The 25480-nt window shown below is 38.3% G+C and carries 25 protein-coding genes and 1 tRNA gene; 6 read left to right on the forward strand and 20 right to left on the reverse strand.

Annotated features, from left to right (window positions below; genetic code table 11):
• From G626_RS0100005 to G626_RS0100025, 5 genes are all read right to left on the reverse strand, one after another.
• Window positions 1–288: transposase (locus G626_RS0100005; RefSeq protein ID WP_022930733.1), on the reverse strand; the 288-nt coding region annotated here is incomplete at its 3' end.
• Window positions 289–307: 19 nt separating this feature from the next.
• The gene (locus G626_RS0100010) at window positions 308–1000 is read right to left on the reverse strand and encodes an ECF transporter S component (protein WP_022930734.1); all 693 of its coding nucleotides are present in this window, start codon (window positions 998–1000) and stop codon (window positions 308–310) included.
• A 40-nt stretch (window positions 1001–1040) separates the two neighbouring features.
• Window positions 1041–2726: a S1C family serine protease gene (locus G626_RS0100015; protein ID WP_022930735.1), complete on the reverse strand. Its 1686-nt coding sequence runs from the start codon at window positions 2724–2726 to the stop codon at window positions 1041–1043.
• A gap of 28 nt (window positions 2727–2754) precedes the next feature.
• A complete protein-coding gene (locus tag G626_RS0100020; RefSeq protein ID WP_022930736.1) occupies window positions 2755–3483 on the reverse strand; it encodes a hypothetical protein in 729 nt (242 codons plus the stop codon).
• Window positions 3480–4061 (reverse strand): hypothetical protein, encoded by a 582-nt coding sequence (locus G626_RS0100025; protein ID WP_022930737.1) that lies wholly within the window; start codon window positions 4059–4061, stop codon window positions 3480–3482. The genes G626_RS0100020 and G626_RS0100025 overlap by 4 nt, the downstream gene beginning before the upstream one ends.
• A gap of 137 nt (window positions 4062–4198) precedes the next feature.
• Here G626_RS0100025 and G626_RS0100030 point away from each other — a divergent pair, with 137 nt between their 5' ends.
• Window positions 4199–5125 carry a hypothetical protein gene (locus G626_RS0100030; RefSeq protein WP_022930738.1) on the forward strand — a complete coding sequence of 309 codons (927 nt, stop codon included), beginning with the start codon at window positions 4199–4201 and terminating at the stop codon, window positions 5123–5125.
• Window positions 5126–5205: 80 nt separating this feature from the next.
• On the opposite strand, the gene G626_RS0100035 is transcribed toward G626_RS0100030, so the two are convergent.
• The 3 genes from G626_RS0100035 to flgF form a co-directional block, all read right to left on the reverse strand.
• Window positions 5206–5718 carry a rod-binding protein gene (locus G626_RS0100035; RefSeq protein WP_022930739.1) on the reverse strand — a complete coding sequence of 171 codons (513 nt, stop codon included), beginning with the start codon at window positions 5716–5718 and terminating at the stop codon, window positions 5206–5208.
• An 86-nt stretch (window positions 5719–5804) separates the two neighbouring features.
• Window positions 5805–6599 carry a flagellar basal-body rod protein FlgG gene (gene flgG, locus G626_RS0100040; RefSeq protein ID WP_022930740.1) on the reverse strand — a complete coding sequence of 265 codons (795 nt, stop codon included), beginning with the start codon at window positions 6597–6599 and terminating at the stop codon, window positions 5805–5807.
• Between the two features lie 13 nt (window positions 6600–6612).
• Window positions 6613–7410: a flagellar basal-body rod protein FlgF gene (gene flgF, locus G626_RS0100045; RefSeq protein WP_022930741.1), complete on the reverse strand. Its 798-nt coding sequence runs from the start codon at window positions 7408–7410 to the stop codon at window positions 6613–6615.
• A 167-nt stretch (window positions 7411–7577) separates the two neighbouring features.
• On the opposite strand from flgF, the gene G626_RS0100050 reads away from it, so the two are divergent.
• The 3 genes from G626_RS0100050 to G626_RS14830 all read left to right on the forward strand — a co-directional run bounded on the left by G626_RS0100050 (window position 7578) and on the right by G626_RS14830 (window position 11612).
• A complete protein-coding gene (locus tag G626_RS0100050) occupies window positions 7578–9644 on the forward strand; it encodes a PP2C family protein-serine/threonine phosphatase (protein WP_022930742.1) in 2067 nt (688 codons plus the stop codon).
• Between the two features lie 134 nt (window positions 9645–9778).
• Window positions 9779–11071, forward strand: a complete 1293-nt coding sequence (locus G626_RS0100055; protein WP_022930743.1) for a glucose-1-phosphate adenylyltransferase — start codon at window positions 9779–9781, stop codon at window positions 11069–11071.
• Window positions 11072–11132: 61 nt separating this feature from the next.
• Window positions 11133–11612: a J domain-containing protein gene (locus tag G626_RS14830; protein ID WP_022930744.1), complete on the forward strand. Its 480-nt coding sequence runs from the start codon at window positions 11133–11135 to the stop codon at window positions 11610–11612.
• Between the two features lie 179 nt (window positions 11613–11791).
• Here the strand turns inward: G626_RS14830 and G626_RS0100065 are convergent, their stop codons facing one another.
• The 5 genes from G626_RS0100065 to G626_RS0100085 are packed head-to-tail and all read right to left on the reverse strand — an operon-like array spanning window position 11792 to window position 17211.
• Window positions 11792–13132 (reverse strand): sigma-54-dependent transcriptional regulator, encoded by a 1341-nt coding sequence (locus tag G626_RS0100065; protein ID WP_022930745.1) that lies wholly within the window; start codon window positions 13130–13132, stop codon window positions 11792–11794.
• A complete protein-coding gene (locus G626_RS0100070) occupies window positions 13133–14362 on the reverse strand; it encodes a two-component system sensor histidine kinase NtrB (RefSeq protein ID WP_022930746.1) in 1230 nt (409 codons plus the stop codon). It abuts the gene before it with no gap.
• On the reverse strand, window positions 14347–15573 hold the full coding sequence (locus tag G626_RS0100075) for a DNA polymerase III subunit gamma/tau (RefSeq protein WP_022930747.1): 1227 nt from the start codon (window positions 15571–15573) through the stop codon (window positions 14347–14349). Before G626_RS0100075 ends, G626_RS0100070 begins: the two co-directional genes overlap by 16 nt.
• The gene (locus tag G626_RS0100080; RefSeq protein ID WP_022930748.1) at window positions 15566–16048 is read right to left on the reverse strand and encodes a CvpA family protein; all 483 of its coding nucleotides are present in this window, start codon (window positions 16046–16048) and stop codon (window positions 15566–15568) included. Before G626_RS0100080 ends, G626_RS0100075 begins: the two co-directional genes overlap by 8 nt.
• Window positions 16045–17211, reverse strand: a complete 1167-nt coding sequence (locus tag G626_RS0100085; protein ID WP_022930749.1) for a UDP-N-acetylglucosamine--N-acetylmuramyl-(pentapeptide) pyrophosphoryl-undecaprenol N-acetylglucosamine transferase — start codon at window positions 17209–17211, stop codon at window positions 16045–16047. The genes G626_RS0100080 and G626_RS0100085 overlap by 4 nt, the downstream gene beginning before the upstream one ends.
• A 145-nt stretch (window positions 17212–17356) precedes the next feature.
• Here G626_RS0100085 and G626_RS0100090 point away from each other — a divergent pair.
• Window positions 17357–17429, forward strand: a tRNA-Phe gene (locus tag G626_RS0100090).
• Window positions 17430–17461: 32 nt separating this feature from the next.
• On the opposite strand, the gene G626_RS0100095 is transcribed toward G626_RS0100090, so the two are convergent.
• Both G626_RS0100095 and G626_RS14835 read right to left on the reverse strand, forming a co-directional pair.
• The gene (locus G626_RS0100095) at window positions 17462–18160 is read right to left on the reverse strand and encodes a hypothetical protein (protein ID WP_022930750.1); all 699 of its coding nucleotides are present in this window, start codon (window positions 18158–18160) and stop codon (window positions 17462–17464) included.
• A gap of 3 nt (window positions 18161–18163) precedes the next feature.
• The gene (locus tag G626_RS14835; RefSeq protein WP_022930751.1) at window positions 18164–18823 is read right to left on the reverse strand and encodes a hypothetical protein; all 660 of its coding nucleotides are present in this window, start codon (window positions 18821–18823) and stop codon (window positions 18164–18166) included.
• A 111-nt stretch (window positions 18824–18934) separates the two neighbouring features.
• Here G626_RS14835 and G626_RS17060 point away from each other — a divergent pair, with 111 nt between their 5' ends.
• Entirely contained in the window at window positions 18935–19840 is a 906-nt protein-coding gene (locus G626_RS17060) for an ankyrin repeat domain-containing protein (protein WP_022930752.1), read from the forward strand.
• 71 nt (window positions 19841–19911) lie between these two features.
• Here the strand turns inward: G626_RS17060 and flgE are convergent, their stop codons facing one another.
• The 5 genes from flgE to G626_RS0100130 all read right to left on the reverse strand — a co-directional run bounded on the left by flgE (window position 19912) and on the right by G626_RS0100130 (window position 25278).
• Window positions 19912–21303, reverse strand: a complete 1392-nt coding sequence (flgE, locus tag G626_RS0100110) for a flagellar hook protein FlgE (RefSeq protein WP_022930753.1) — start codon at window positions 21301–21303, stop codon at window positions 19912–19914.
• A 26-nt stretch (window positions 21304–21329) separates the two neighbouring features.
• Window positions 21330–21794, reverse strand: coding sequence for a flagellar hook assembly protein FlgD (flgD, locus tag G626_RS0100115; RefSeq protein WP_331270664.1), 465 nt, complete (start codon window positions 21792–21794; stop codon window positions 21330–21332).
• Window positions 21795–21893: 99 nt separating this feature from the next.
• Window positions 21894–23291: a flagellar hook-length control protein FliK gene (locus G626_RS0100120; RefSeq protein WP_022930755.1), complete on the reverse strand. Its 1398-nt coding sequence runs from the start codon at window positions 23289–23291 to the stop codon at window positions 21894–21896.
• A gap of 45 nt (window positions 23292–23336) precedes the next feature.
• Complete coding sequence (locus tag G626_RS0100125; RefSeq protein WP_022930756.1) at window positions 23337–23966, reverse strand: periplasmic-type flagellar collar protein FlbB; 630 nt, start codon at window positions 23964–23966, stop codon at window positions 23337–23339.
• A 22-nt stretch (window positions 23967–23988) separates the two neighbouring features.
• Window positions 23989–25278, reverse strand: a complete 1290-nt coding sequence (locus G626_RS0100130; RefSeq protein ID WP_022930757.1) for a hexokinase family protein — start codon at window positions 25276–25278, stop codon at window positions 23989–23991.
• Between the last annotated feature and the right edge of the window lie 202 nt (window positions 25279–25480).

Here is a 25480-nt window from a genome sequence, read left to right on the forward strand (position 1 = left end):
CCAGGCACCTACAGTTCCATGTTCAGCTATTCCAAATTTTATTGCTGTCTCTCTGTCAGATAGACTATATTCTTGTTGATAGTTTAATACTTTTAGCTTGAATTCTGAACTAAAAACTGTAGTTTTTGATTTTTTATTAATGAATCCGTTCGTGTTGTATTTCTTTACCCATAATTTTATCAAACTGATATTAATTTCTAAATCTCTTGATAATTGCCTTACAGGTATTTCTTCTTCAAGATGTTTTTTTATAACTGACATCTTAAAAGCTTCTGTGTATTTGGACATAAAAAATGCACCTCCAAAATTAAACTTTATGTCTAACTTTTGGGGTGCACTTCAACTGTGGGTGGCTTTCAAGAGTCTGAAGCCACTTGATTTTACAAAGCCCTTTATAAATAAAAAGCCCAAGCGTTACACAGATTCCCTTATCTAGAAGATTTACAGGAATACGGGGAATAAAAGCCGAAAGAAAAACCGGAATATCAAAACGCAAAAGATAAAGGTAAAAAGTTCTCACCTGGGCAGTTTCACGGTATTCAACTAAGGCTCGCAAAATTGTAAAAATAATAGCCCCTTCTATGCTTATTATGATTGCTATGATTATCAGAAGCAGAAGAACATCAAAGAAATCTAATTTAGTCTGCTTTATATTTCTTTTTCTAAGATAAAGACAAATAACTAAAACTACTGTAAGACTACAGATTGACCAGGTTAAATCTGACGGCGGATTTGAATGTACAAACATTGAAAAAAGATGAAATAAAAAAGCCGCAATAAGGCCGCTGACAGCTCCAAACAAAGAAGCAGTTACCGTAAAGACTGTATCCATAAAAAGTGGAATCGGATAATAATCCTGAATGCTGCACAGGGCAAGGTTCAGCAGGGCACAAACTAGGCCAATTATGATTTGAAAAAGAAGAGGATATTTTATAATTTGATTTAACTGTATTTTTTCACCGCGAAAATTTTGAGACAAAGGGCTAAAATCATTTTTCATCGTAAAATGATTTTAGCACATCGAAGCCTTTTATACAATTTTAATCAAATGATATTCCTGCCACAAGTCTTACCAGAAGGTTAGAGCTTTTTACTGTAAAGTCCGGTTCATAAGAATAAGCATCGAAATAAGTGAATGTATTACTTGTAGTTCTGTAGGCAATTTCAATTCCCGGGCGCAAATAATTGATTCCAAAATCAAATACTGCTTCAACCCCTGCTTCCCAATAAAACTGTCTCACCTTTGGCTCATCAAAACCAAGTTTAATGCCGGCACCTGCTTTTGGAGAAATACAGAACATATTAAAATTTAATGGAAGCTTTATAACTCCGCCAACACCAAATGCATTAGCGTCTACATTTCCAAAAGATATACGCTGATATTCTACTTGAGCACCAAACATTCCCAAAGCACCCGGGAAAACTGATAAAGCAAGATTAAATCCAGCCTTTGAATCAATTGGCTTTCCATCAACCTCAGCCTCTAATGGAATAATTGCGCCGGCACCTACAGCAAGTAAATAAGGACTTTCAAAACCTTCCCAGCTGATTTCGGGAATTCCTTTGGAAGAATTCTTTTTTGACTTTGAAGATGATTTTGATTTACTTTTGTTTTTATCTTTTTTTGAATCTGAAGTAGAAGCAATTCTATAAAGGCCATGCTCTTTCTGCCAGATTATTTTTGAAAGATTTTCATCTGTTGAATCTTCTCCAGAAAAATCGTTAAAAAGATTATAGGCAACTGCATATCTCAAGCCTTCAATAGGATTATATGCAAACTCTGTTAATACACGGTCACGAACCTTTGTTGGAGCATGGCGAAGAATATCATCAAAATAATCCTCTCCCTCTTCTGAAGCATAACTATAAGAAACAAATTTTACGATTGAAGTATAATCATTTGAAGAATCACTTAATGCGGCCTTTAGTTTTGCCTCTCTTTCTGCTTTTAATTCGTTATCATCAAGAGCTTTGTTTGAATTGTCAATGAGCCTTGTAATTAATGCAGCAGGAATTGCAAAATTAGTAGATTCACGGCCTACAGCCTTCCAGGTATTGATACCGGCTACAGCATAACCGCCATTTGCCGCCTTTGACTCTATAAGCAAAGGCCCACCAGAGTTTCCTGCATCAACCTGAGCTGAATGCTGAATTACTGTAGAAATTGAAGGATCTATCATATCCTTTATACGTGCACTGGCATTTGTAATACTTCCCTTTCCAAACTGCCATACAGGGTCCCCACCGAGTCCCGGGAAGCCTGCAGAAACAACATCCTGACCATCAGTTAGAGTGCCGGCATAAAGGGAAAGACCATTTTTAAAAGGCTTTGCATCTCCCTCAAAAGAAAGAACTGCTAGGTCAATATCATCATCTGTTATAAGTACTTTAAGTCCTTCGTACTTAGTAAGGCTGCCATCTGCATTTTCAAACTCTACAGATGCAGAAGCAGCCTGACTGACAACATGTCTGTTTGTAACGATATAGTTTTTTCCATCCTTATCAACATAAAGAAAACCTGAACCAAAGCCTCCTTTAAGATAGCTGTCTACATATTCAGAGTAAGTAGAATAACCGCGTTTTTTAAGTGAATCTCGCAATTCTTCTAGAAATTCTATATGAGAAGGATAGTATTGTTCGCGCACTACGCACACATAATTTTTAACCTGGGCACTTAAAAGAGCAGCCCAACAAAAAGCCAGAACGGCTACAAACAGTTTCTTCATTATCAGCTTCCTTTTTTTACTATTAAATTTATTCAACCTCATCGATTGTTGGAAGATCTTTAAATAATTTATACCATTTCTTAAAATCAGTTGTCGGTGACTCATATGCAAACTGAACTTTTTCAATTTCTTTTGCAGATAATCTTTCCGGATTAGCGCGACTAAGCTGATATTCCTTTTTTGTTACACTATTTAAGGCTAACTGAGCTGCTTCAAATTCATCAGTTACAGAAGCTGTAAGTTCAAAGGCAAAGCCCTTTGCATTAAAAGTATAATCTCCAATATAAAGGAATTTTTCATCTTCAGGAACAGTGATTTTTAAATTTAATGGAAGAAGAACCGGCAGCAGATAAGAAGCACCAATAAATACGGTAGCAGAATTCAAATAAACAGTTCTTTCTTTTCCAAGTTCATATTTTACGAAGAAATAACCACCGTTTACGCCCCAGGCCTGTTCTTCAAATTTTAAGATATCTTTAGCCTTATCATTACCTTTTAGCCATACACTTTCACCTTCTTCAACAACCTTTGAATATGCTGATGCAAAAGGCATTACATAAATATCCTGATAATTACGAAGATCTTCAGAAAGACCTACGGCACCCATAAGCCAATCTCTATCCATATCAGTTTTAAAAGTAATACGACCTACAAGTGTTACTTCGTTCTTTTTAGGTTCTTCAATAAACTTTGGTTTTGCAAATGCAAGGTTTGCTGCAAATAATATAATTGTAAATATGATTATTCTGTTTTTCATTTTGACCACTCCTCAACATGTTCATTAATAAGAGGTTCCCAGGCAGTTCCCGCATAAAGCTTTGCCGTTTTCTTAAGACGGGAAAGAATAAAGTTTCGAGCAATCTTACTCTTTTTATAATCTTCTAAAGTTGCATTTTGAGATTTTTCATCATTTTCAATTGCAAAGAACTGAAGATAAAGTCCCGGCTTTGTAGGAACTGTTATACGGCTTCCGCTGTAAAAAGTGCTTTTACTGTAATTTAAATATGGAAGTGGTAATGAACTCACAATACTTGGTGTTCCAAGCCAGTTTGTATTGCCTGCCACATCTTTTACAAAAATAAGATAATTTGAACCAGGCTCCATTGGAGTAGTACATCCTTCAGACTGTTTTAAGCTGATTACATTCTGAGCGTATTCAGGATTCATCTGATACATGTCAAAATCATTTTGCTGAAAGAATATCATTACAACAGAATTTTCTGGAGTAAACTTTTCACTTAGTGCTGCATAGTCTACCTTTGGTGCAGCTGCAAAAAGAGTGAAACTTATTGCAAATACAAATGGCAATGCAATAAACTTTTTTAGGGATTTCATTTTTTATCTCCTCTTCTTTAAGATTATTAAAGTATAGAAGAAAAAGATTATATTATCAAATAATAATATTTTATATTTCTTTCCCCCATAAATATTCTGTGTTATACTTTTATAATCAATTTTTTTAGGAGAGCCAAATGAAAAAACTTTTAGTTTTAATTACTTTATTAGGTCTGACATTTTCTCTTTTTGCACAGGAAGCAAAAGCAACAGGATTAACAGACAAAGATGTTGATGCATTCTGCAAAAATTACGAAAGTATTTATGTAGAAATGGATAAGCTTGGAATTGATATGCAGGATCCCAACAGCGTAATGCAGGCAGAAGCCGCAGATTCGCAGGCATCAAAAATCTTAAACAAACAGGGAATTTCTGGCAAGAATTCTTTTGAAAAAGTTAAAGTTATCTGTTACGGATATGCAGTTGAATATTATGATTCAACTTTTGCAAGTGATCCGCAGACAGCCTTACTTTTAAAGAAACTTGGAAGAGATCCAATGGCAGAAATCCGCAGCAAGGTAGCAGAAGAGGATCAGGCTGTTATAAAAAATCATATGACTGAACTTACTGCAGTATTCACAGATGCTTCTTCAAATTTCAGTCAGGATGATATTGATAACTATACAAGCAATTCTGAACAGGCTGATTATGCAAGACTTGCCGCAGCCTTCCTTAGTGCAAATGCAAATCAGAATGCTAGTGCTGAAGAACCTTCAAAATATGATACAAAAAAGAAGTTCACTGTTAAAAGATATGCAAAACAGGTCTGGATTCTTGTTGATCCTTCTGAAATCACTTTTGAAAATTCTGCCGAAGCAGAAGAATACGCCGCCAATTATCAGGGTGTTGCCGGAAAGTGGGAAATGTGCACAAGTTACGGTTACCTTGGTATGAACAATGATAAAAAGCCTTTCTATGTATGGACAAACGGCGGTATTGCATATTATTCAAAATTCCCTGTTGATGAAGATACTGGAAAGCCGGACAAGTTTATTCCGGATAAAAAAGTAAAACCTGATATTGCAAAGCAGGCTTACCTTCAGATGGTAAGAGTTGGAAACTAAAAAAAGAAATCCCCTGAACGCCAACGACGCCAGGGGAATAGATGTAAACAAATATCAGAGAGGCTCTGTTATTTTCCGAGTTATACCAGACTCAAATAAATCTGGTCTGCGAGGCCGAAGCCTGCATTTTTTGTCATTGCAGTTGAATACTCATCATAAAGCATATCTTCGTAAGTCTGACGTGCGAAGTCTGTATCTCCACTGCGATGAACTGTTTTTCTCATTTCTGAGAGCATCTGCTTTACAAAATAATTTTCCAGCTCCATAGATTTCTGATAGAGCTCAGAAGTTTTGTCAATTGTTTTTGGCTGAACGTGGATGTTTGCCTGATTTGCGGCGGCACCAGTCGGACGGGCAGCCTTGTCTGCATCTGTTGTGAAAGTACCGGCAAAGCCAGTTGTATATTCACCGTTGAGACGGCCGCTTTCTGCAATCTGGTCTGAAGAAATTGTTCCGCGGCCTTCATTCTGAGACTGAAATCGCTCGAGGAGTTCTGCAAACTTTGCCTTATCTGCGTTTGTACGTGCAGACTGCAATGCTCCCTGACCACCAGTAATTCCGCTATATGTATTTGATATTAATCCAACGTTCATTTTTCCCACCTGCTAGATTGTCGGGTCAAGCCCGACAATGACACTTACAATTTTTGTCATTCCCGGGCTTGACCCGGGAATCTATTCTATCGCTTCAAGTTTACCGCAGTACTCAGCATTGTGTCCGAAGTCTGAATTGCCTTTGAGTTAAACTCATACGCTCTCTGCGCAACAATCATCTGAACCATTTCGTTCACAACCGAAACGTTCGACATTTCGAGGAACTTGTGGCGAACATCACCAAAGCCTTCATAGCCCGGGCGGCCGGCAATTGCTTCACCACTTGCGGCTGTTACCTTAAAGAGGTTGTCGCCTTCTGCCTGAAGACCTACAGCATTAGGGAATCTGTAAAGCTCAAGCTGACCAACTTCAACAGGATCATTTTCACCGTTGATTTTTACGCTTACAAGACCTGTCTGAGTAACGTTCAAAGTAGAAACATCATAGCCTTCCGGCAGGATAATTTCAGGGATTACACGAAGTCCGTTATTTGTAACTAACTGACCTGCAGAATCAACCTTAAAAGAACCGTCTCGGGTGTAAGCATAGCTTCCGTCGTATTTCTGAACGCGGAAGAAACCTTCACCTACGATAGCAACGTCTGTATCAACACCAGTGTTCTGCAAAGAGCCCTGGTTCATAATGCGCTGTGTAGCTCCAACCTTAACACCGGTTCCCTGCTGAATGCCAACAGGTGTTACAGTGTCTTCTGTTGCTGGAGTTCCTGCAAGCTTAAGGTTCTGATAAACCAGGTCCTCAAACTCAACACGCTGCTGCTTGTAGCCGGTTGTATTTACATTCGAAAGGTTGTTCGAAATTGCATCTATATTTGCCTGCTGACCGTTCATTCCGGTAGCTGCTGTCCATAAAGACCTTACCATTTACTTACTCCTCCTACTGAAGCACAGCCACTTTCTGCCAGAGTGTGCTCATCATAGAATCTTCAGACTGAATTGTTTTCTGATTTGCTTCGTAAGCGCGGTTTACTTCAATCATCTGAACCATCTCGTTTACAACATTTACATTGCTTGTTTCTGTGTAGCCCTGAAGGAAACGTGGACGCTCATTACCTTCTGCAATGTGAGCCGGGCCCGCAATGTCATTTGTTGCGTAAAAGCTTTCGCCCATCTTTTTCAGGTAGCGCTCATTATCAAAACGAACCACCTTAAAACGGTCAATTTCTTCGCCGTTGTCTTCGCGGGCAAGAATGCCGTCTTCATTTACCATGAACTTGTCATCTTCAACGTAAATGTAGCCCTTTTCTCCAAGAACAGGATATCCGTCCTTAGTTTCAAGAATGCCTTCCTTGCCAATAAAGAAGTTTCCGTTACGGGTATAGCGCTCGCCAAGCGGAGTGTCTATTACATAAAAGCCCTCGCCACTGAGAGCTGTGTCTGTCTTTGTATTTGTGATTTTGAAAGAGCCCTGGCTGAAATCAATATAGTTTTCATTTGTTTCAACACCAAGACCAAGCTTACCGATTACAGGTGCCGCATCAGCAGAACCTTCTGTAGTGTGATAAACGCCGTCAAGATTTGTACGGCGAAGCAGCAGTTCCGGAAAAGACTTGCTTGCAACTACATCGCGTTTGTAGCCAGTCGTATCAACATTTGCAAGATTGTTTGCAATTGCATCAAGTCTGTTCTGCTGCGCATTCATACCGGAAGCTCCGGTATACCAGCCACGAATCATATTTTTTAACCTCCGAAGAATTTATTTACATCTAAATAAATCATCGGAGTTTGAAAAAAATAATTTAGAAAAAAAATTGCCATAATTATTATAGTATGTTATATTAATGATAGTAATTCTATCATATTAATCGTACTTCTATCACCCCTTTATTTTTAGAGGCAAATATGCACCAAAACAAATTTATTTTTTCAATTCTTTTTATTGTTCTTTTATCACTTGCTTCCTGCAAAAGCAAAAATCCAGAAGCAAAAATTGATCTTACAAAAGGCTGGACCTATGCTTTAAGTAAAAATGATACAGACCTTCCTTCAGCCGAGTCTTTTAATTCTTTTGATAATTCAAAGCTTGCAAATCTGGAAACACTTTTACCAAGGCAATACGGTTACATATGGCTCAAAAAGACATTTGCTCTTCCAGACCAGCTAAAAAATCAGAATCTTGGTGCCTATCTTGGCCGAATTGCAATTGCAGATGAAACTTATGTAAACGGAGCTTTCATCGGAGGTGAAGGACAGTTCCCAGACCACGAGTTCAGTGCCTGGAACACAGCACGATTTTATACAATTCCTCAGGAAATATTAAACGCAGAGGATAATGAACTTCTTGTAAAAATCTTTGTAGACGGAGAAGGTTCAATCGTTTCAAATCCATTTATCGGCAGTGTAAGCACAGCCAAACGGGCAGCCTCACACGAAGCCTTCTGGAACAGCAAAATCAACCTTGTTTTTGCCTTCCTGATGATTGTTATTGCCGCTTATCACCTTATGCTTTACTTCAAAAACCGCACAGAAAAAGAAAACCTTATGTTTGGAATGATAAACCTGCTTTCTGCCCTATATCTTTCGGTTTTCTTCTACGGAGAATTGCCATTCAACTTTGGAAGTCATATTTCCTTCCTTGCCTTCCAGAAGATTTTCTCTAATTCTCTGCCATTCTTTATTGCTTTTATGGTTACTTCCTTCGTAATCAGCTTCGTTAGCTTTGAAGAAAACAAAATTGTCAGGGGAATCCGACTTACTTTTATGATTATTCCGGTTGTAATTATTCTTTTTGCCCCGGATTATCAGATTCTGCGTGCTATGCGCTGGACCTTTATGATGCTTATTCCAACAATGCTTTACATGATTTTTGTGATTGTAAGAGCTCTTATCAAAAAGCAGAAGGATGCAATAACTCTTCTTTTTGGCTTCTCGCCTCTTCTCGGAACCTTCCTTATTGATATAATTGTTCACAATATTCTTAAGATTTACAGCTTCCCATATATCACTTCAATCGGATGGCAGCTTGTAATTGTAAGTCTCCTTTTCATTCTGGCAAACCGCTTTGTTAACTCACGCCGCCAGGTAGAAGAATTAAACAGAACTCTTGAAATTAAGGTTGAAGAGCGTACAAAAGAACTATCTGAATCAAACTCTAAGCTTTCAGAGGCAAATAATCAGCTTGAAATCACAAACAATCAGCTTACAGCAGCTAAAATTAAAGCAGACCGCGACATGAAGCTGGCCGTAAATGTTCAGAACAGTTTCTTTAATCCATCTCTTCCAAACTTTAAGAAATGGGATATTGTTTACAAGTTTAAGCCTGCAGCAGGTGTTTCAGGCGATTTATATGATATTTTTCATAACGGAGAAGAACTGCAGGGGGTCGGTCTTTTTGATGTTTCCGGCCACGGTATTGCATCCGGTCTTGTAACTATGCTTGCGAAAACCGTAATCGACAGAAAATTCCGGGAAGGAGTAAAACTTCCTTTGCAAAAGGTAATGTCTGCAATTGACAGACAGATTTCTGAAGATAAGGGTGATATTGAAAACTACCTTACAGGTGCACTTTTACGTATAAATGACAATAAGATTGAATTTATAAACGCCGGACATCCTAAGGTTTTCATAAGAACTGCAAAGAATGGAAAATGTTATCCAATTCAGTTAAAAGGCGAAGATAAAAACAATGGCCTTATAGGAGTTGGAGATATTGAACAGGAATATAAGGCTCTTAAGTTCAACGTTCAGAAAGGCGACAGCATCATAATGTATACAGACTGTCTAAATGAATCTGTAAATAAAGACGGAGAACAGTTTACAGAAGAGCGTATTGCCCAGGCCTTTGAAGATGCCGGAATTGGAAGCGCCAGAAGTAAACTTGATTATGTAATCAACCGCTTCAACAGATTTACTGAAGGAACTATTATTAAGGATGATTTAACTGTTATTGTTCTGCAGTACAATCCGTAAAATTTAAGCGGGTGCCCGGAAACTCCACAGCCGAAGCCTTGTGTAAACCGAAATAATTTGCAAAACGGCTGTTTCAGACTTATAATTATAATATTAAAATATAAATTTTTTGCATCATCAAAAGGAGTTTTTCTATGGCAAATACTGAACCAAGAGTTCTTTCAATCATTCTCGGCGGTGGTAAGGGTACCCGTCTTTATCCACTTACAAAAGAGCGTTCAAAACCAGCCGTTTCTTTCGGTGGTAAATACAGAATCGTTGATATTCCTATTTCTAACTGTATCAACTCAGGTTATAAAAAGATTTATCTTTTGACTCAGTTCAACTCTGCGTCACTTCACCTTCACATTTCAAATACCTACAATTTCGACCGTTTCTCAGGCGGATTCGTAGAAATTCTTGCTGCAGAGCAGACTCTTGAGCATTCAGGCTGGTATGAAGGTACTGCAGATGCTGTTCGCAAGAACTTTATTCACTTTAAGACTCAGAAACCAACTCACTATATCATTCTTTCCGGCGACCAGCTTTACAAGATGGATCTTCGTGCCTTTATGGATGCCCACATCAAGTCTGGAGCAGAAATCACAATCGCTACAACTGCCGTAAACCGCCACGACGCTTCAGGTTTTGGTATCATGCAGATTGATGACCAGAATCATGTAAAAGCTTTTATGGAAAAGCCAAAGCCAGATTTGAACATTGACGACTGGAAGATTCCTAAGGAAGCACGCGGAAGCCTTCCTCCGGAAAAGGAATACCTTGCTTCTATGGGTATTTACATCTTCAATGCCGACACAATGGAAGAAATGCTCGGCGGCGAAAACGAAAAATATACTGATTTTGGTAAGGAAATCCTTCCACTTGCAATCGGCAAGAAGAAAATCAGCTCTTATGTATTCGACGGCTACTGGGAAGACATCGGAACTATCCGCAGCTTCTATGATGCAAACATTGCCCTTTGTGAGCCTTACCCAACCTTTGACTTCTTTGGTGAAACTCAGCCAATTTATACCCACATGCGCAACCTGCCACCATCAAAAATCAACAAGGCTGATATCAACGCATCGCTTATTTCTGAAGGCTGTATCATTACAGATGCAAAATTCAACAAATCTGTTGTCGGTGTACGCTCAATCATCAACGAAGGAACCGAATTTGACGGCGTAATTATGATGGGTGCAGACTATTACGACACAGAAGAAGAAAAAGAAGCTAACAAGAAGGCCGGAAAACCATGCACAGGAATCGGTAAAAACTGCAAGATTGCCAACACAATCATCGATAAAAATGCAAGAATCGGTGATAACTGTAAAATCGGCGTAAGCGGAAAGAAATACGAAGACGGCGATCACGGCAGCTTCTACAGTGCAGATGGAATTATCGTAATCCGCAAGGGTGCAGTAATTTCTTCTGGAACAGAGATCTAATGAATTACGGTGGTTGAGTAGGCCAAAGGCCGTATCGAAACCACCCGCAATCGGAGTAATTATGCCTGATATGTACGACAAGCTGGGCGAAATGCTCAATGAAGCGTTAGAATCAGGCAAAATTCCACAAGATAATAAACACGAATCAGAAGAGGAATCGGTGGTTGAGCCTGTCGAAACTACCGATTCCTCTTCTGATTTTATTAAAAATACTCAAAAATCTACCGAAAATAACAAGAAATCAGCTAAAAAAAACTCAAAAACCGCTTTTGCAACCGGGGAAGTAATAAAATTGCATAAATATACATATAATATGCAATTTCCGTCTCATATACAAAAAGCGCTTGGTACACTAGATATAGCGTACCCTTTTACAGCAAAAGATATTAAAAAGCAGTATCACAAACTGCTGAAAGAAAACCATCCGGATACGCAAAATACTATACACACTTCTCAAGATGTAGAAAATAGTAGACAAAAAACTATAGATGATATTACAGAAGCGTATAAAATCCTCTGTCAGTACTTTGGTATAAAATAATATACATGTGTAAAATATCATACTGTATTAATTATTATACAGTAATAATTATTGTCATTGTCGGGCTTGCCCCGACAATCTAGAAAGGATTGTGATTCTTAGATTCCCGTGTCAAGCACGGGAATGACAATAAAAAAAACGCTCCTCGTCATTGCGAGGAGCGAATGCGACGTGGCAATCTATTCTATTTGCAGTTCTTCAAGTTTCCTATGCAGGGTCTTTCTACCAATTCCCAGTATATCAGCTGTTCTGGATTTATTCCCTTTATTCGCTGCCAGGTTTTCCTGAATGATAATCTTCTCAGCCTCGTCCATTGTAATGCCGATTGGAATAGTAATTACCTTTTCCTCCCCCTGACTTCTCAAAGCTCTAGGTAAATCTTCCATTTTAATTTCATCACCAGTACACATTACAACAGCACTTTCAACGGCATTTTTCAATTCACGGATATTTCCCGGCCAGTTATATTTTATCATGGCAGCTTTAGAAGCCTTGTCAAATCCACGGATGTTTTTCTTGTTCTCAATATTGAACTCTCGTAAAAAAGCGTGCATTAAAAGAGGTATATCATCCATGCGTTCACGCAGACTTGGCATCTCAATGCGAACAACATTCAGGCGATAAAACAAATCCTCACGGAACTTACCGGCCTTAACTTCTTCTTCAAGATTTCTGTTTGTAGCCGCAACAACCCGGACATCAACCTCTATAGATTTTTCTCCACCTACTCTTTCAAACTTATGTTCCTGTAAAACCCGGAGCAGCTTTACCTGGGTCGCAAGATTTACTTCACCAATTTCATCAAGAAAAATTGTTCCGCCATCAGCCAGTTCAAAGCGTCCCTTATGTAAATTTTCAGCGCCGGTAAAGGCCCCTTTTTCAAAACCAAAGAGTTCACTTTCAATTAAGGTCTCACTCAAAGCAGCACAATGCACAACCACAAAAGGCCCTTTAGCCCTGTCAGACTGTTCATGTACAGCCTTGGCTACAAGTTCCTTACCAACACCACTCTCACCGGTAATCAAAACGCTGGCCCTGCTTGGAGCTGCTTTAGAAATCATCTGACGTACGCGGCTCAGAGAATCACTCTTACCAACCATCTCATCGCCATTTTGAGATTTTAAAAGCTTAGCCTGGAGCTGGCGATTTTCTTCTGCAAGAATTTTTCCCTGCAGGGCATTTTTTACAATTTTATTTAAGTGGTCCAGATCAAGAGGCTTCGTTAAAAAATCAAAAGCACCGGCCTTCAATGCTGCAGTCGCATCATCAATACTTCCGTGACCGGTCAAAACAATAATCGGAATTCCAGGATACTCACTGGTAACTTTTTTTACAACTTCACTGCCACTGATTCCGTCCATGCGGAGGTCTGTAATTACAAGGTCAATTCCACCTTCAGCAATCAGCTTTAAACCTTCCTCTCCACTGGCAGCCTGCTTTACTTCATAGCCTTCAAGTTCAAAATTATCTGCAAGTCCGTTACGGATATTCTCTTCATCATCAATAGTTAAGATAACCATTTAGCGTTCCTCCGAGCTCAGTAATTTTACATCCTTTTGTGGAATCGGGAAGGTGATTGTAAAAGCAGTTCCCTGACCTTCCTTGGAATCAACAATAATTTCACCTGAAAATTCTTTTATGATTTTGTAGACCATTGTCATGCCAAGTCCGGTTCCGTTTGCCTTTGTCGTATAATAAGGTTCAAAGATTTTTGAAAGACTTTCTTCAGACATGCCGCAGCCATTGTCTGCTATTGTGATAATAAATTTGTTATCACGAATAGAATTTGAAATACAGAACTTTGCCCCTCTTTCCATTGCGGTTTCGCCGCCGCCATTATATTTTGACTTCAAAGCCGCAAGGGAGTTTTGGGAAATATTCATGATTACATCGCGAAAAAGTTTTTCATCAAGAAGAATTCTTTTTCCACTTTCGGAAGGTTTAAAAATAACTTCAATTCCTTCGCGGTTAAATTCAGGCTTAAAGAAAGAAATAAGACCATCAATTAATTTATCAGGTTCTTTAAGTTCAAGCTGAGCCTTTACCGGACGAACAGCAAGTAGAAAATCCATTACAAGTTTATTAAGATGGTCAATTTCTTCATTTACAACATCAATATGATCTTCAACAAACTTTTTGGCCGGCAGTACACCGCTGTTTTCGCGGGCCTTTTCCAAAGCCTTTTGTATAAGCTGAATATGAATACTAATTGCACCAAGAGGATTTTTAATTTCGTGAGCCATTCCTGCTGCAAGATTTGTGAGGTTTGCAAGGTTTTCCATTCTGTGCAAAAGGATATCCTGATTTTTCTTTTCTGTAATATCGCGAACAAGGATCATCTTTCCGTTCAATTCCCCCTCGTTAATTAGAGGAGCAATTGTTACTGTAAGAAAGCGCACGGTGCCACCACTTGTCACTGTAGAAAAATCTTCTGAAGAGTTGGTTATATTTTTTTCAAGGCATCGCTTTAAGAAAGCAGAAATATCTTCATCTTCAATATATTCCCAGATAGGATTTTCACTTCCTAAAATATCTTCAAGTCTTTCTGAAAATGGAAGCCAGCTTTCTGCAATCTGGTTATAGCGCAAAAGTTGAAAATCATCATTGATAATTAAAAGTCCCGTAGAAAGAGATTCCAGAACAGAATAGAGGCTTTCATTTTCATCAACTATATCTTCCAATAAGGCAAGAACCTGTTCCTTGGAAAGCTTTTCTGCCTTCTGTTGTACACGTTTTACATAGCCGCGCAAAAGACACCTCCAAAGCTGTTATTTAAAGCAAACATATCACGCATTAAAATTTCCAGTGCACTAACAGGAGACTGATTATATAAGGTAATGTTATCGCTGCAATTTCTGAGAAGTTGCATGGCCTTAGCAGCCGCCTCACTACCCGCCTGACTGTTCAGCATTGGCTTCATAAAAAGTGCAATGTTTGAAAGGAAAAGTCTAAGCTCAATTCTCGGATAAAACTTCTCACATTTTTTTACAATTTCATCTATATTACAAATCTGCCTGCTGGCAACTGAATTATAAAAAATCCGTGCCTGATTCTTTATTTCTGAAGGAGTTACAGGAAGATATGTAAGAAGATAATCGTTGAGGTTACCTGCAAAATCATCATTATGGAAAACCCGGGTAATAACTTCCCTCTGCTCTTCAAGACTTCTGTCTGTAAAATTATAAGTTCTTACACGGGAAAGAATTGTCTGCATAATTGCGTTACGCTTTGAGGTAAGCAGGATAAAAACAACATCCTCAGGTGGCTCTTCAAGAATTTTAAGCAGAGCATTTCTTACGCTGGTCTGCATACGGTCTGCATTCTCAATAATAACAGTTTTACGCCCTTCTTCTGATTTTATATGAGCCCAGGCTTCCATGTTTCTAACCTGATTAATTGGAATAGAATCATAAAGAAAATCATCTTCAAGCTTGGTACAAAGCTTTGAAATATCTTCACAGAGTTTTTTTACAGTTCCGTTATCTGGAAGATCGCGGGGAAAATCCAGCTGTTCAAGACTTTCATTAATTTCTTCAATGATACTTCCAATCTTATTAAGGTTTGAATCTCCTTCCCAGAGTATTCCGTTAAAACGTAAGGTAAGTTTACGAACGCTTCTTAAAAATAAGTATCTTGCGGCATCAATATATTTTGCATTTATAAAATGAGCTTCGGTAAAAGTTTTTGCCGCAGCAGAAATTTCGAGAGAACAATCACGAGGCCCCATCAACATCAGGTTAGAACAAACTAAGGCCTTATGCTGTAAACAGGAAGGACATTCGCAAAGCCACTTTCCCTGAGGAGTTTGATGACAGGAAAGAATTCTTGCTGTTTCAAGAGCTGCTGTTAGTTTTCCGCTTGCTTCCGGACCTGCAAACAATACAGCCCCGGGAAGTCTGTTGTGTTTTATATCAGCTGCAAGTAATTTTCCTGCTGCCTGATTTACAAGATTCTCATACATGATTTCCAATCTCCTTTTTTACATCACTGTTAAAAATGCTTTGAATGAGGTTGAAATAAAAACTTTCCTCGAATAAGGTTTGGGTATTGAAAAATGGCTGTGCTGTAAGGAGGAAAACAATAAGACACACAACTGCGATACCTTCAACAATTCCAAAAATAAAACCAAGAGTACGGTCCAGACTTTTGAGAATGCTCCACTCAAAAACCTTTGCAACTATCATCTGAATGATTTTTATTACAAGAAAAGTGACTACGAAAATCAGCAAAAAAGAAATAATGTTAGCAGCAACCGGTATTTTTATATCTTTTAAAAGACTAGTCGCAAGGTCCTTATAAAAAAGATAAGCTAAAAGAATTCCCGCAACAAAAGCAATCTTTCCAAAGACATTATCAATAAAACCTTTGATTAATCCCGAAACTGCAAAAATTAAAATAATGATACTGAAAATCCAGTCTATTGTTACAAAACTCATTTTATTCCTCTCTCAAAAAGAATTGATGCAATTTTTTCAGCAGACGGCTGCTCTCCTGTAAGTTTTTTCAGAGCCTCTGAATAATTACTTCTGCTTTCTGCATCCAACATTTTACTAAGTGCAGCTTTTAAATGCTGGCTGTCTGCTTCGGCACCAAGTAAAACTTCCGCAGCACCACGGCTTTTGAAAAACTCTGCATTATCTACCTGGTCTCCTCTGGTTCCGCTTCCGCATAAAGGAACAAGTACCATCGGCTTAAGAAGAACAGCCGCTTCCCAGATTGAGTTTGCCCCTGCCCGGCTCAAAATCAGGTCTGCAGCAGAAAGAACATCCGGCATCTGTTCATAAATAAAATTATAAGGCTTATATTCTTCCGGATACTTTTTTGCAAGTTCAGCAGAACGATTATCATCTGCATTCAACAAGCCGGTCTGATGTACTACTATAAAATTCTGGCAAAGAAAATCGATATTATCAAAAACAAGCTGATTTACCTGACGAGCTCCAGAACTGCCACCGAGGACAAGAAGCAGAGGTTTTCGATTTTCCTTCTCCCCCAGGCCAAGAAAATCAAGACCACGTTTTGCCTCAGTCTTATAAAAAACAGGACGAACCGGATTTCCAGTTACAATAACACGCTTTTGATCTGCAGACGGCAATTTGTTTTTTGTTTCTTCATAAGAAACAAACATATAATCTGCCGATTTAAAATTCAATCTGTTAGCAAGACCTAAGGTAAAATCACATTCATGAGTATAAACCGGAATACCTAAAAGATGGGCAGCAAAACAAGGAGGAACGCTTACAAATCCACCCTTAGAAAACAGCAGAGCCGGTTTTACTTTGCGTAAAATATGAAAAGCCGAAAAAAAGCCCCCGGCAATTCTAAATAAATCTGTAAGATTTTTTAATGAAAGATATCTGCGGAGCTTTCCGGAAGGAATGCCATAAAATTTATCTGCAGTAGGCTTTCCATCTGGACCAAGAGCCTTTTCCACAATATTTTTGTCCATTCCTTTGGAACAGCCAATCCAAAAAATTTTTAATTCTTTATTATTTGAAGCAGCAAGTGTCTTTAATTCATCTGCAACTGCCAGCCCCGGATATATATGGCCTGCAGTACCGCCGCCTGTAAAGCAAATCAGATTTTTATTTAATTTCATACTGTGTCATTTTAACACAGTTATCTAAAACTTTAAATAGCGCTTAATAGTATTTCACAGTGATTTATTTTTTATTTTTTTTCAAAAATTGCCATTTATGATATTGACACAAAAGGCTCTTTCAGATATATTAATATACATCAACGCCGCAGTAGCTCAGTTGGTAGAGCGCCGGACTGAAAATCCGTATGTCGTTGGTTCGATTCCAACCTGTGGCAAAGGCTTCTTACGAAAGTGAGAAGCCTTTTTTTTATTTCCCAAAACACAACATTCTGTAGAACCAGTTTTCAATTTCAATTACCCTGACTTCAACCGAGGTCTCTACAAAAGATTTTAAGAATCTGTGATTAGCAGGGCTGTAAGAACTCTGGATAACTGCATAAACATTTATATCTGTATCTGATTCCTGCATCAAAACAAAAATAGAAGCTTCATCTTTTTTAATTCCCCGAACAAAAAAATTAGTAGGTGACCTGTTTAAAATTCCGGATACTACATAATATGTTTCGTTGTCAATATATTTATTCATTGAAACATCAAAATAAAGGCCGCCTGCAGCCTTGTCCTTAACATACAATTCGCCCTTATTTTTATTATTTTCGTCTACCTTAAAATCAGATTTTTTAAAGAGAGCTTTTCTTTCATTTGTATTTCCATCAATATAACTAACACCATTACAATCTTTTTCCAGACCACCCATTTGATCCAGTTTTGAAAGAATCTGATCGCAGGAAAAACCGTTAGCCTCAGATTTTGGAATTGATAAAACAGACTGCACAGAATAATTTACAGGAAAAGATTTCAACTGTGATTTTATGTAAAAATCTTTTAACTTATTTTCCGGAAACAGACTATAATCTGAACTGTAGGAATGAGTAATTCTGGTATCAATAGCAAATAAAGCATTGATTATAAAAAGCACGAGTATTGGTAAAATAATTTTTTTCATTTTTTAAACTTGTATTTTTAATTCAGTTATAGTCTCAGTATCAGTTGCTTTTATTGAAAAACAATCTTCTGCAGAACTTAGCTGACTCAGTATTTTTTTAATCATTATTATGCCAAGTCCAGCTCCTTCTGTCTGATCAATTGAATTCATAAACAACTCTTCCGGAGATTTATTTTCTGAAAGTTTTAATTTTTTATTAACTCTCTCTATTTCCTCTTTTGACATTACAGAATTATTTTTTGCTGTAATTGTAAAACAATTATTATCCAGATTAAAGTACAGTTTTACATAAAGCCCCATTTTATTAATTTTTTCTACAAAAGTACCATCTTTTATTTTTGATAATCCATTTTCCTTAAAATATTCCATACCCTTTTTGTAATCTTCAGGATTATTAATATCAAGATTATTTGACATAAAGAAAGCACGTTTAATATTTGCTTTAATTGAATTCGACATTATTTCTTCGAGACATAGACATAATAGATTGTAATATTTTTCAAGATTTATAGCTTTGAGATATTCTAAAACAATAGTTTTTACTTTTTCTTTATTTTCAGGACTGGGACTTTGCAGCGTATAAACATAACTGCATTTTCTTTGAATATAATCAGCTATTTCTGAGGAATTAATATTGTTTGTTAAATCTGCTGATGCACTCATTTCTTCTATTATAATTTATAAAAGTGCGAATGTAAAAGAAAAAAAGAAATTAATTTATAATCATTTTTTTATCTTGTATTATGTCTTATCGTGCCCTATAATAATAGAACTATGAAATGGCTGATTTTAACTGATAATAATGATTTAGAAAATCAATGTAATACATTTTTAACTACAAGTAATAAAAAAGATAAGATATTATCTGACTCTCTTTCCCTTGAAAGTCTTAAACACAACAAAAAAAATCTTTCCGAACTGGCAGCATGTATTCTCTTGGCAAATGACGAAGCTGGAATTTCATCTTCATTAGGTGCAGGCCTTTCTACCGTCTTTGGATTTTTTGCAGCTTCTAATATTCCGGTGTTTACAAACATTAAATTAATTTATGAAAATAATCTTTTTGGCAAAGATTTTGCAATTGCCTGTAAATCTGCAGAAGATTTATTTGACAAGCTGCAGACTAAATATAACAAAATTTCTGATGAAGCAAGCATGCGACTTGCCAAGAAAAAACTTCTGGACCGTGGTATACCCTACACTTCAGACTGCTTTGGTACTTATATCGCAAAAAATAAACCAGAAGTTGTACATGAATTCCTTGCAGCCGGTATGAGCATAAATTCACGTGATGATCTTGGAACTCCAATGCTAAATATCGCCTGCCGTAATGATAATTTCGAATTTGTCCAGATGATTTATGAACTTGGTGCTGAATTAAATGCCGTTTCTGAAGACCGAGGCTACACTGCCGTTATGGATGCAGTATGGCGTGGAAATGAAAAGATTACAAAGTACCTCATTTCAAAGGGTGCAGATCTCAATACAATCAATAAGGAAGGTCAGAACAACCTGATTCTTGCCGTTGGTGCAAACCGAGAATCTTTAGTTAAGCTTCTAGCAGAAAATGGTGCCGACCCTGATGTTAAAGATATGATGGGAATGAGTGCTTATAATTACGCTGTGCTCTTCAAAAAACAACGACTTGTAGATATCTTAACACCTTATCATAAGGCATAAAAAAAAGCCCCGGATGGTTGATGGATTACCGTCCGGGGCTAAAATTTTCTTAACTTAATATTTTATTCAGCTTATCGCTTCAAGCTCAAAACAGTTTCAAGCAGTGTATCTGCTGTCTGAATTGTCTTTGCATTAGACTGGAAACCACGCTGGGTTACAATCATGTCAGTCATCTGTTCAGACAAATCAACGTTTGACATTTCCAAAGCACCGGCCATCAGAGTACCCTTTCCGGCAACTCCAGATTCACCGATTCTTGCCATACCAGAGTTGTTTGATTCAACGTAAGTATTGTCACCGGCTTTTTCAAGACCGCGGTCGTTGGCAAAGCTTGCAAGTGCAATCTGACCGATTGTACGGTTTGTACCATTAGAGTAAACTCCAGTGATAATTCCGCTTGAGTCAATCTTGAAGTTATCAAGATAACCCATTGTGTATCCATCCTGGTAGAAAGCCTTTGTTGTAGACTTAGAAGCAGACTGTGTAATTGTGTCCTTAAAGCTTCCGATTGTACCAAGGTTGATGTTCAAAGTCTGGCGGTAAGGATTTCCTTCTGCATCTGGATTTGATTCAGCTACTGCAAAAGAAGTCTGAATTACAATCTGTCCTTCAGGATTTGTTACGTTTCCAGCTGTATCTGTTACAGACTGAAGGGCACCATAGTTATCAAAGTTTACAAGGAAAGTATTTCCTACTCCGTCTGTTGTTCCAAGGCCTACACGAGTCTGTGTATAGTCTGAGTTATCAGGGTCAATCAAAACAGTTGCTTCCCACTGATTAGGATTTCCAACTACACGGCGGAATGAAACTGAAAGCATGTGCTCATTACCAAAGCTGTCGTAAATCTTCTGCTCAGTTCCCCATGTTCCTTTATAGATATCGTCTGCACTTGCACCTTCAGCAATCTCAGGTGTGTTCTTGTTTAAGTTGCAGGCAAAGTTTACGTTTGTTGTTTCCTTAGCAGGATCTTTTGAACCTACTGGAATAATCAGGTCTTCTGGAGTTGCAGCTGTAGATACAAGCATCTGGCCGTTTACATCTTCTGCCATCCATCCCTGTACACGCATACCGTTTGCAGGATTTACAAGTGTACCGTCACGGTCAAGGCCAAAAGAACCGTTACGAGTATAGAAAGATTCTTCTCCACTCTTAAGCAGGAAGAAGCCGTTACCCTGAATTGCGATATCAGTTGAAACACCTGTTGACTGAAGGTTACCCTGTGTAAAGATGTTATCAATTGAGGCAACTGTCATACCAAGTCCAACTTCCTTAGGGTTTACACCACCAAGTTCGTCTGTTGGTTTTGCAGCACCTGACATCTGCTGACTAATCATATCCTGGAAGTTAACACGTCCGCGTTTAAAACCGTTTGTGTTTACATTCGAAATGTTGTTACCAATTACGTCCATTCGTGTCTGGTGATTCTGAAGTCCTGAAACTCCAGAATAAAGTGATCTCATCATATGCTAATTCCTTCCTTCCTACCCGATTAATCAGCGTAAACCGCTCTAATTTTATCCATGCTGTAATACATTCCGTTCACAAGAATCTGTGGATTTTCCCCGCGAGTTGCCCCTTCCACGATTCCCTGAACGTTGGTATCACCAATATCCAGTTCTACTGTTTTACCCAAAGTTGCAGTGGCCTCTGAACTTGAAATGTAGGCCGCCATTTTTGAAAAAGACGAACTCATATTTGTCATCTGTTCCAGTGAAGAAAACTGAGCCATCTGGGAAATAAACTCTGTATTTTCCATAGGGCTGGTTGGATCCTGGTTCTGAAGCTGGGTAATTAAAAGCTTCAGAAAGTCGTCCTTTCCTAATACATTGGAAGTTTTTCTTCCTTCCACAACGAGCGTTTTGTTATAGTTGTTTACTTCGTTTTCAACCATAAGCATTTCGCTCGCACTCATCTGAGTGTTAATACTGTTTTGTGTGCTAAGTAGTTCCATCATTTCTCCTTACACGTCCGTCATGCTGAACTTGTTTCAGCATCTTTTCAAGAGATTCCGAAACAAGTTCGGAATGACCTGATCTTTTTTACTATCGTCAGTTTACGCAACGATGTTTACAGAATAATTTGAGATATCTACAGTATTTTCGAAGATATCATCAAGCTCGGCACTAAGCCCCCCAGCCGATTCTCCATAAGCACGTTTTGCAAACATGTTTCTTGTTTCGTCCTGTCCTTCAAAGCCCATGCTCTGATTGAAAGAACCACCGTTATTCATTGCAACATCGAAGCTTGCAGCATCAAAGCCGCTCTTTATGAAAGCTTCACGCAAGGTTTCTGCGTTATCCTTGAAAACCTGCAAAGCTTCTTTAGTTGCAACTGTTATATGACCACTCAGGGTCTTGCCATCAAGAGACAAATGAATCTTTACATTACCAAGATCATCCGGATGCAGAATAAGATTAATTGTTCCCTGATTATTATCTTTGAGTACGAGATTACCAGCCTTTACAAATTCCGGTGCAACATTACTAAGCTGATTAGAAAGCATAGCCTGGAAGTTAGAACCATTACTTGCAGCAGTCTGAGTGTTCAAAGAAAGAACATCTGCTTCGGCATTTGGATTAAGTTCCACGCTCATTACAGCCGTACTATCGTTAGTTAGTTTAATGTCACTGGTTTTAATAGCTGATTTCTTAGACTCTGCAGGCTCTGTTTCTTCTGCTGCTTTTGTTCGAAGATCTTCAACTGTGATTTTTCCATCCTTATCAAGAGCAAACTGCTTTTTACTCTTTTCTTCCCCACCGGAAAAATCAAATTCAGATGTTTCCTTTGAATTATCTCCAGAAGAAGAAACTTCCTTCATTGCAATTTGTGCAGAAGCATCTGTATTAATTTTTATTTCAGATTCATTTTCAGCATCAGTTTTAACAGAAAGCTTTTCATCATTTTCAGAAAGCTTCTGGCTGGCAGCAGCAAATTTTGAAAGGTCATTTTCTGAATCAGCTTTTTCTGCAATTTCATTAAGACGCGAAAAATCTTTTTCTGTAAGTTTTTTGTCTTTCTTTGAGTCTTTTACGTCTTTAACGGCTTTTTTTGCAGTATAAGAAGCTTCCGGCTTTTCTTTTGCCTGAAGATTCTTTTCATCTTTTACTGCGAACTTTTCTGACTTTTCGTTTTTATCATCTATTTTTTTGTCAGAATCTTTAGAATCCGTCTTTTCTGTTACATTTTCTGAAGTTTTTTCAGGTTCTTTTGCCTTTTCAACCTGATTTTCAGCTTCTTTCTCCGTTTTTTCAGTCTTTTCCGGCTCTGAAGTCTTTGCAGACTCAGGCTGTTTCGGTGCTTCTACCTTACTTTCTTCCTTATTAAATGACGCAAGAACGTCGGCGAAAGAAACCGAAGACTGTTGAGGAGAATCTTTTACTGCAGCAGATAAGAGGAAATCTTGTCCTTGAGACTGATTAGCGATGATATCTGTGATTGCCTGATATGACACTTGGCAAATCTCCTTAATGCGTTGAAGATTTGCCAGTTCTGAATGTTAGTCGAGGGACTCTGGTTTACTCAGCATCTTCCGCTGTATTTCTGCAGCCCGGTCAGATGGCATTAAAGAAAGCCAGTATGAACCCATAGACGAAGAACCTTCTGCGGCAGCAATCTCTTCGACTTTGCGAAGGACGTCAATAACAGTCTGATCATCCATCGCAACAAGAATGCCAACCGCTGCTTCAGGCCTCATGCCATTCAGATTTTTAGCAATCTGTTCAACGTTTATATTCTTATCATCGTATTTTTTTACTTTCAGGTTAAATGTTTTTTCTCGCTCTTCCTGATTTTTTTCACGCTCAGCAAGCTCTGCACTTACCTCTTCATTCTGCTTTTCTGCAGCCTGAATGTCAGATTCGCGCTTATCAAGCTCTTCTTTGAAGATATCAAGAGCTTCGCGCTGCTTTCTGAGTCTATCTTCATCAAGATTAGCCACGAGGGGACGTGACTGTGTAGCGGTAGAAGAAGTTTGAGGGTCTTTCTTTAAAATCTTATAGGCAGGTGAAAATACAGATTTTACGTGAACTACACCAAGGTAGTCGAACCATAAAAGTCCGCCTGCCAGAAGAATGAGAATTATAATTAATAGAACAAAAGACTTACCTAAAGACTTTTTGAAAGACATATTTCCCCCTCGTTTTTACCCCTTAGTCAATCAAGCCGCTTATTGCCGCACCCAAAGTAATATCATTATCACAAGATACAATATTCCAGTAGATTCCAAGCTGGCGTGTAAGTACTTCATCAAGATAGCCGTAAACGCGTTCACGAACCTTGTAAGTCTTAAAGAATGTTGTACCATCACACAAAATGCAGATTGGTTTTGCAGCATTCTTACCTTCGCCAGTTTTCACAGCACATGCAGTAAGAATTGCAGCAGAATAGCGGGCAGAACGTTCCGCAATTGCATCCAGAATCTGGAACATTTTATCTACATCTTCATCACTTGCAACTTCGCAGGCAATTTTACCGAGTACGCAGTCTTTATTATAAGGATGATGAAGGAACTTATCCATTTCAATGAGAGTAAGAGTTTCAAGACCATTGATTGCAGATGCTGTTTTTTCTGTAAACAAGCCGTCTTTAGCTGCAGCCTTAAGGGCAAACCATGAAACTGGTCCAAGATAAGCACCAGAACAGAGCTTTTCAAGGAAGAAGGTTCCAGGTTTTACGGTAGTTTTATCAAAATCTACATCAAAATCAGAACGATTTACGCGAAGGAATTTTCCGCTTTCGCATACAACAATCTGCTTTTTGATATTGCAGCAATCGCAGTCAGGCTGAATATAAGCCGCATTCATACCGGTTCCAAGAATAAAGCCGATGTTAGAAGAATAACGGTCGCCGTCTTCAGCGCAGGCAGCACCGGCAAGCAGAGCTGCAACAGTATCATTACAAAGAGTAATGCGCTTTATGCTGTTCCAGCCGTGGGCAGCGAGAGCTTCCTTGAGGCAGGCGCCAATCTTAGAGCCTACAACTTCAGGAGCCTTTACTTCTTTTGAGAAGCCGAGAAGAATACCGTCTCCATCCTCCTGAATCTCCATTGGATAAGAGAAGCAGAAACCAATTCTGTCTGATTTATTTTTAAGATGTTCCAGATTATTTGCAATCTGTTCAAAAAAGTCTTTGCGGGAAAGCTCGCGCTCTACGCCAGGCATGCGGGTCTTTTCCATTTCGGAAATCTGTGCCTGCCCATCAGCATCAAAAGTTACCAGGCAGGAACGGAAGTTTGTTCCACCCGCATCAATTACAATTACACTCTGATTTTTAGCTGATTTTTCCGGCGGATTACAGAAGGTACGGATCATATCCTGATCTGCTCCTTTCTTCTTTAAGCCTTTTTTCATGTCATAAAGAATTGCCTGAGCAACACTCAGTACATCAACATGATTTACAAAATTATGTGCAGAAAGAAAAGCACTTACCTGATTATTCATTTTTTATTCCCTGTATGTTTTTTGTTGCATATATTATACAAGGATTTTTAGTTAAAAGCAAACGCAATTTATGTCATTGTCGGGCTTGACCCGACAATCTAGACAAGACAGAGAAATTCTAGATTCCCGGATCAAGTCCGGGAATGACACATAACGTAGCTTGTCATCTTCGGGCTTGCCCCGAAGATCTAGTTTATATAGA

It is taken from the genome of Treponema bryantii NK4A124 (assembly GCF_000421345.1).
Lineage (GTDB): Bacteria > Spirochaetota > Spirochaetia > Treponematales > Treponemataceae > Treponema_D > Treponema_D bryantii_B.

Excerpts from the sequence above, each read along its gene's own strand:
- G626_RS0100030 (WP_022930738.1), top strand. The coding sequence starts at position 4,199 with ATGAAAAAACTTTTAGTTTTAATTACTTTATTAGGTCTGACATTTTCT.
- G626_RS0100055 (WP_022930743.1), top strand. The coding sequence starts at position 9,779 with ATGGCAAATACTGAACCAAGAGTTCTTTCAATCATTCTCGGCGGTGGT.
- G626_RS0100125 (WP_022930756.1), bottom strand. The coding sequence starts at position 23,966 with ATGTCTTTCAAAAAGTCTTTAGGTAAGTCTTTTGTTCTATTAATTATA.
- flgE (WP_022930753.1), bottom strand. The coding sequence starts at position 21,303 with ATGATGAGATCACTTTATTCTGGAGTTTCAGGACTTCAGAATCACCAG.
- G626_RS0100025 (WP_022930737.1), bottom strand. The coding sequence starts at position 4,061 with ATGAAATCCCTAAAAAAGTTTATTGCATTGCCATTTGTATTTGCAATA.
- G626_RS0100020 (WP_022930736.1), bottom strand. The coding sequence starts at position 3,483 with ATGAAAAACAGAATAATCATATTTACAATTATATTATTTGCAGCAAAC.
- G626_RS0100065 (WP_022930745.1), bottom strand. The coding sequence starts at position 13,132 with ATGGTTATCTTAACTATTGATGATGAAGAGAATATCCGTAACGGACTT.
- G626_RS0100130 (WP_022930757.1), bottom strand. The coding sequence starts at position 25,278 with ATGAATAATCAGGTAAGTGCTTTTCTTTCTGCACATAATTTTGTAAAT.
- G626_RS0100050 (WP_022930742.1), top strand. The coding sequence starts at position 7,578 with ATGCACCAAAACAAATTTATTTTTTCAATTCTTTTTATTGTTCTTTTA.
- flgG (WP_022930740.1), bottom strand. The coding sequence starts at position 6,599 with ATGGTAAGGTCTTTATGGACAGCAGCTACCGGAATGAACGGTCAGCAG.
- flgD (WP_331270664.1), bottom strand. The coding sequence starts at position 21,794 with ATGATGGAACTACTTAGCACACAAAACAGTATTAACACTCAGATGAGT.
- flgF (WP_022930741.1), bottom strand. The coding sequence starts at position 7,410 with ATGATTCGTGGCTGGTATACCGGAGCTTCCGGTATGAATGCGCAGCAG.
- G626_RS0100015 (WP_022930735.1), bottom strand. The coding sequence starts at position 2,726 with ATGAAGAAACTGTTTGTAGCCGTTCTGGCTTTTTGTTGGGCTGCTCTT.
- G626_RS0100080 (WP_022930748.1), bottom strand. The coding sequence starts at position 16,048 with ATGAGTTTTGTAACAATAGACTGGATTTTCAGTATCATTATTTTAATT.
- G626_RS14830 (WP_022930744.1), top strand. The coding sequence starts at position 11,133 with ATGCCTGATATGTACGACAAGCTGGGCGAAATGCTCAATGAAGCGTTA.
- G626_RS17060 (WP_022930752.1), top strand. The coding sequence starts at position 18,935 with ATGAAATGGCTGATTTTAACTGATAATAATGATTTAGAAAATCAATGT.
- G626_RS0100075 (WP_022930747.1), bottom strand. The coding sequence starts at position 15,573 with ATGTATGAGAATCTTGTAAATCAGGCAGCAGGAAAATTACTTGCAGCT.
- G626_RS0100095 (WP_022930750.1), bottom strand. The coding sequence starts at position 18,160 with ATGAAAAAAATTATTTTACCAATACTCGTGCTTTTTATAATCAATGCT.
- G626_RS14835 (WP_022930751.1), bottom strand. The coding sequence starts at position 18,823 with ATGAGTGCATCAGCAGATTTAACAAACAATATTAATTCCTCAGAAATA.
- G626_RS0100010 (WP_022930734.1), bottom strand. The coding sequence starts at position 1,000 with ATGAAAAATGATTTTAGCCCTTTGTCTCAAAATTTTCGCGGTGAAAAA.
- G626_RS0100035 (WP_022930739.1), bottom strand. The coding sequence starts at position 5,718 with ATGAACGTTGGATTAATATCAAATACATATAGCGGAATTACTGGTGGT.
- G626_RS0100085 (WP_022930749.1), bottom strand. The coding sequence starts at position 17,211 with ATGAAATTAAATAAAAATCTGATTTGCTTTACAGGCGGCGGTACTGCA.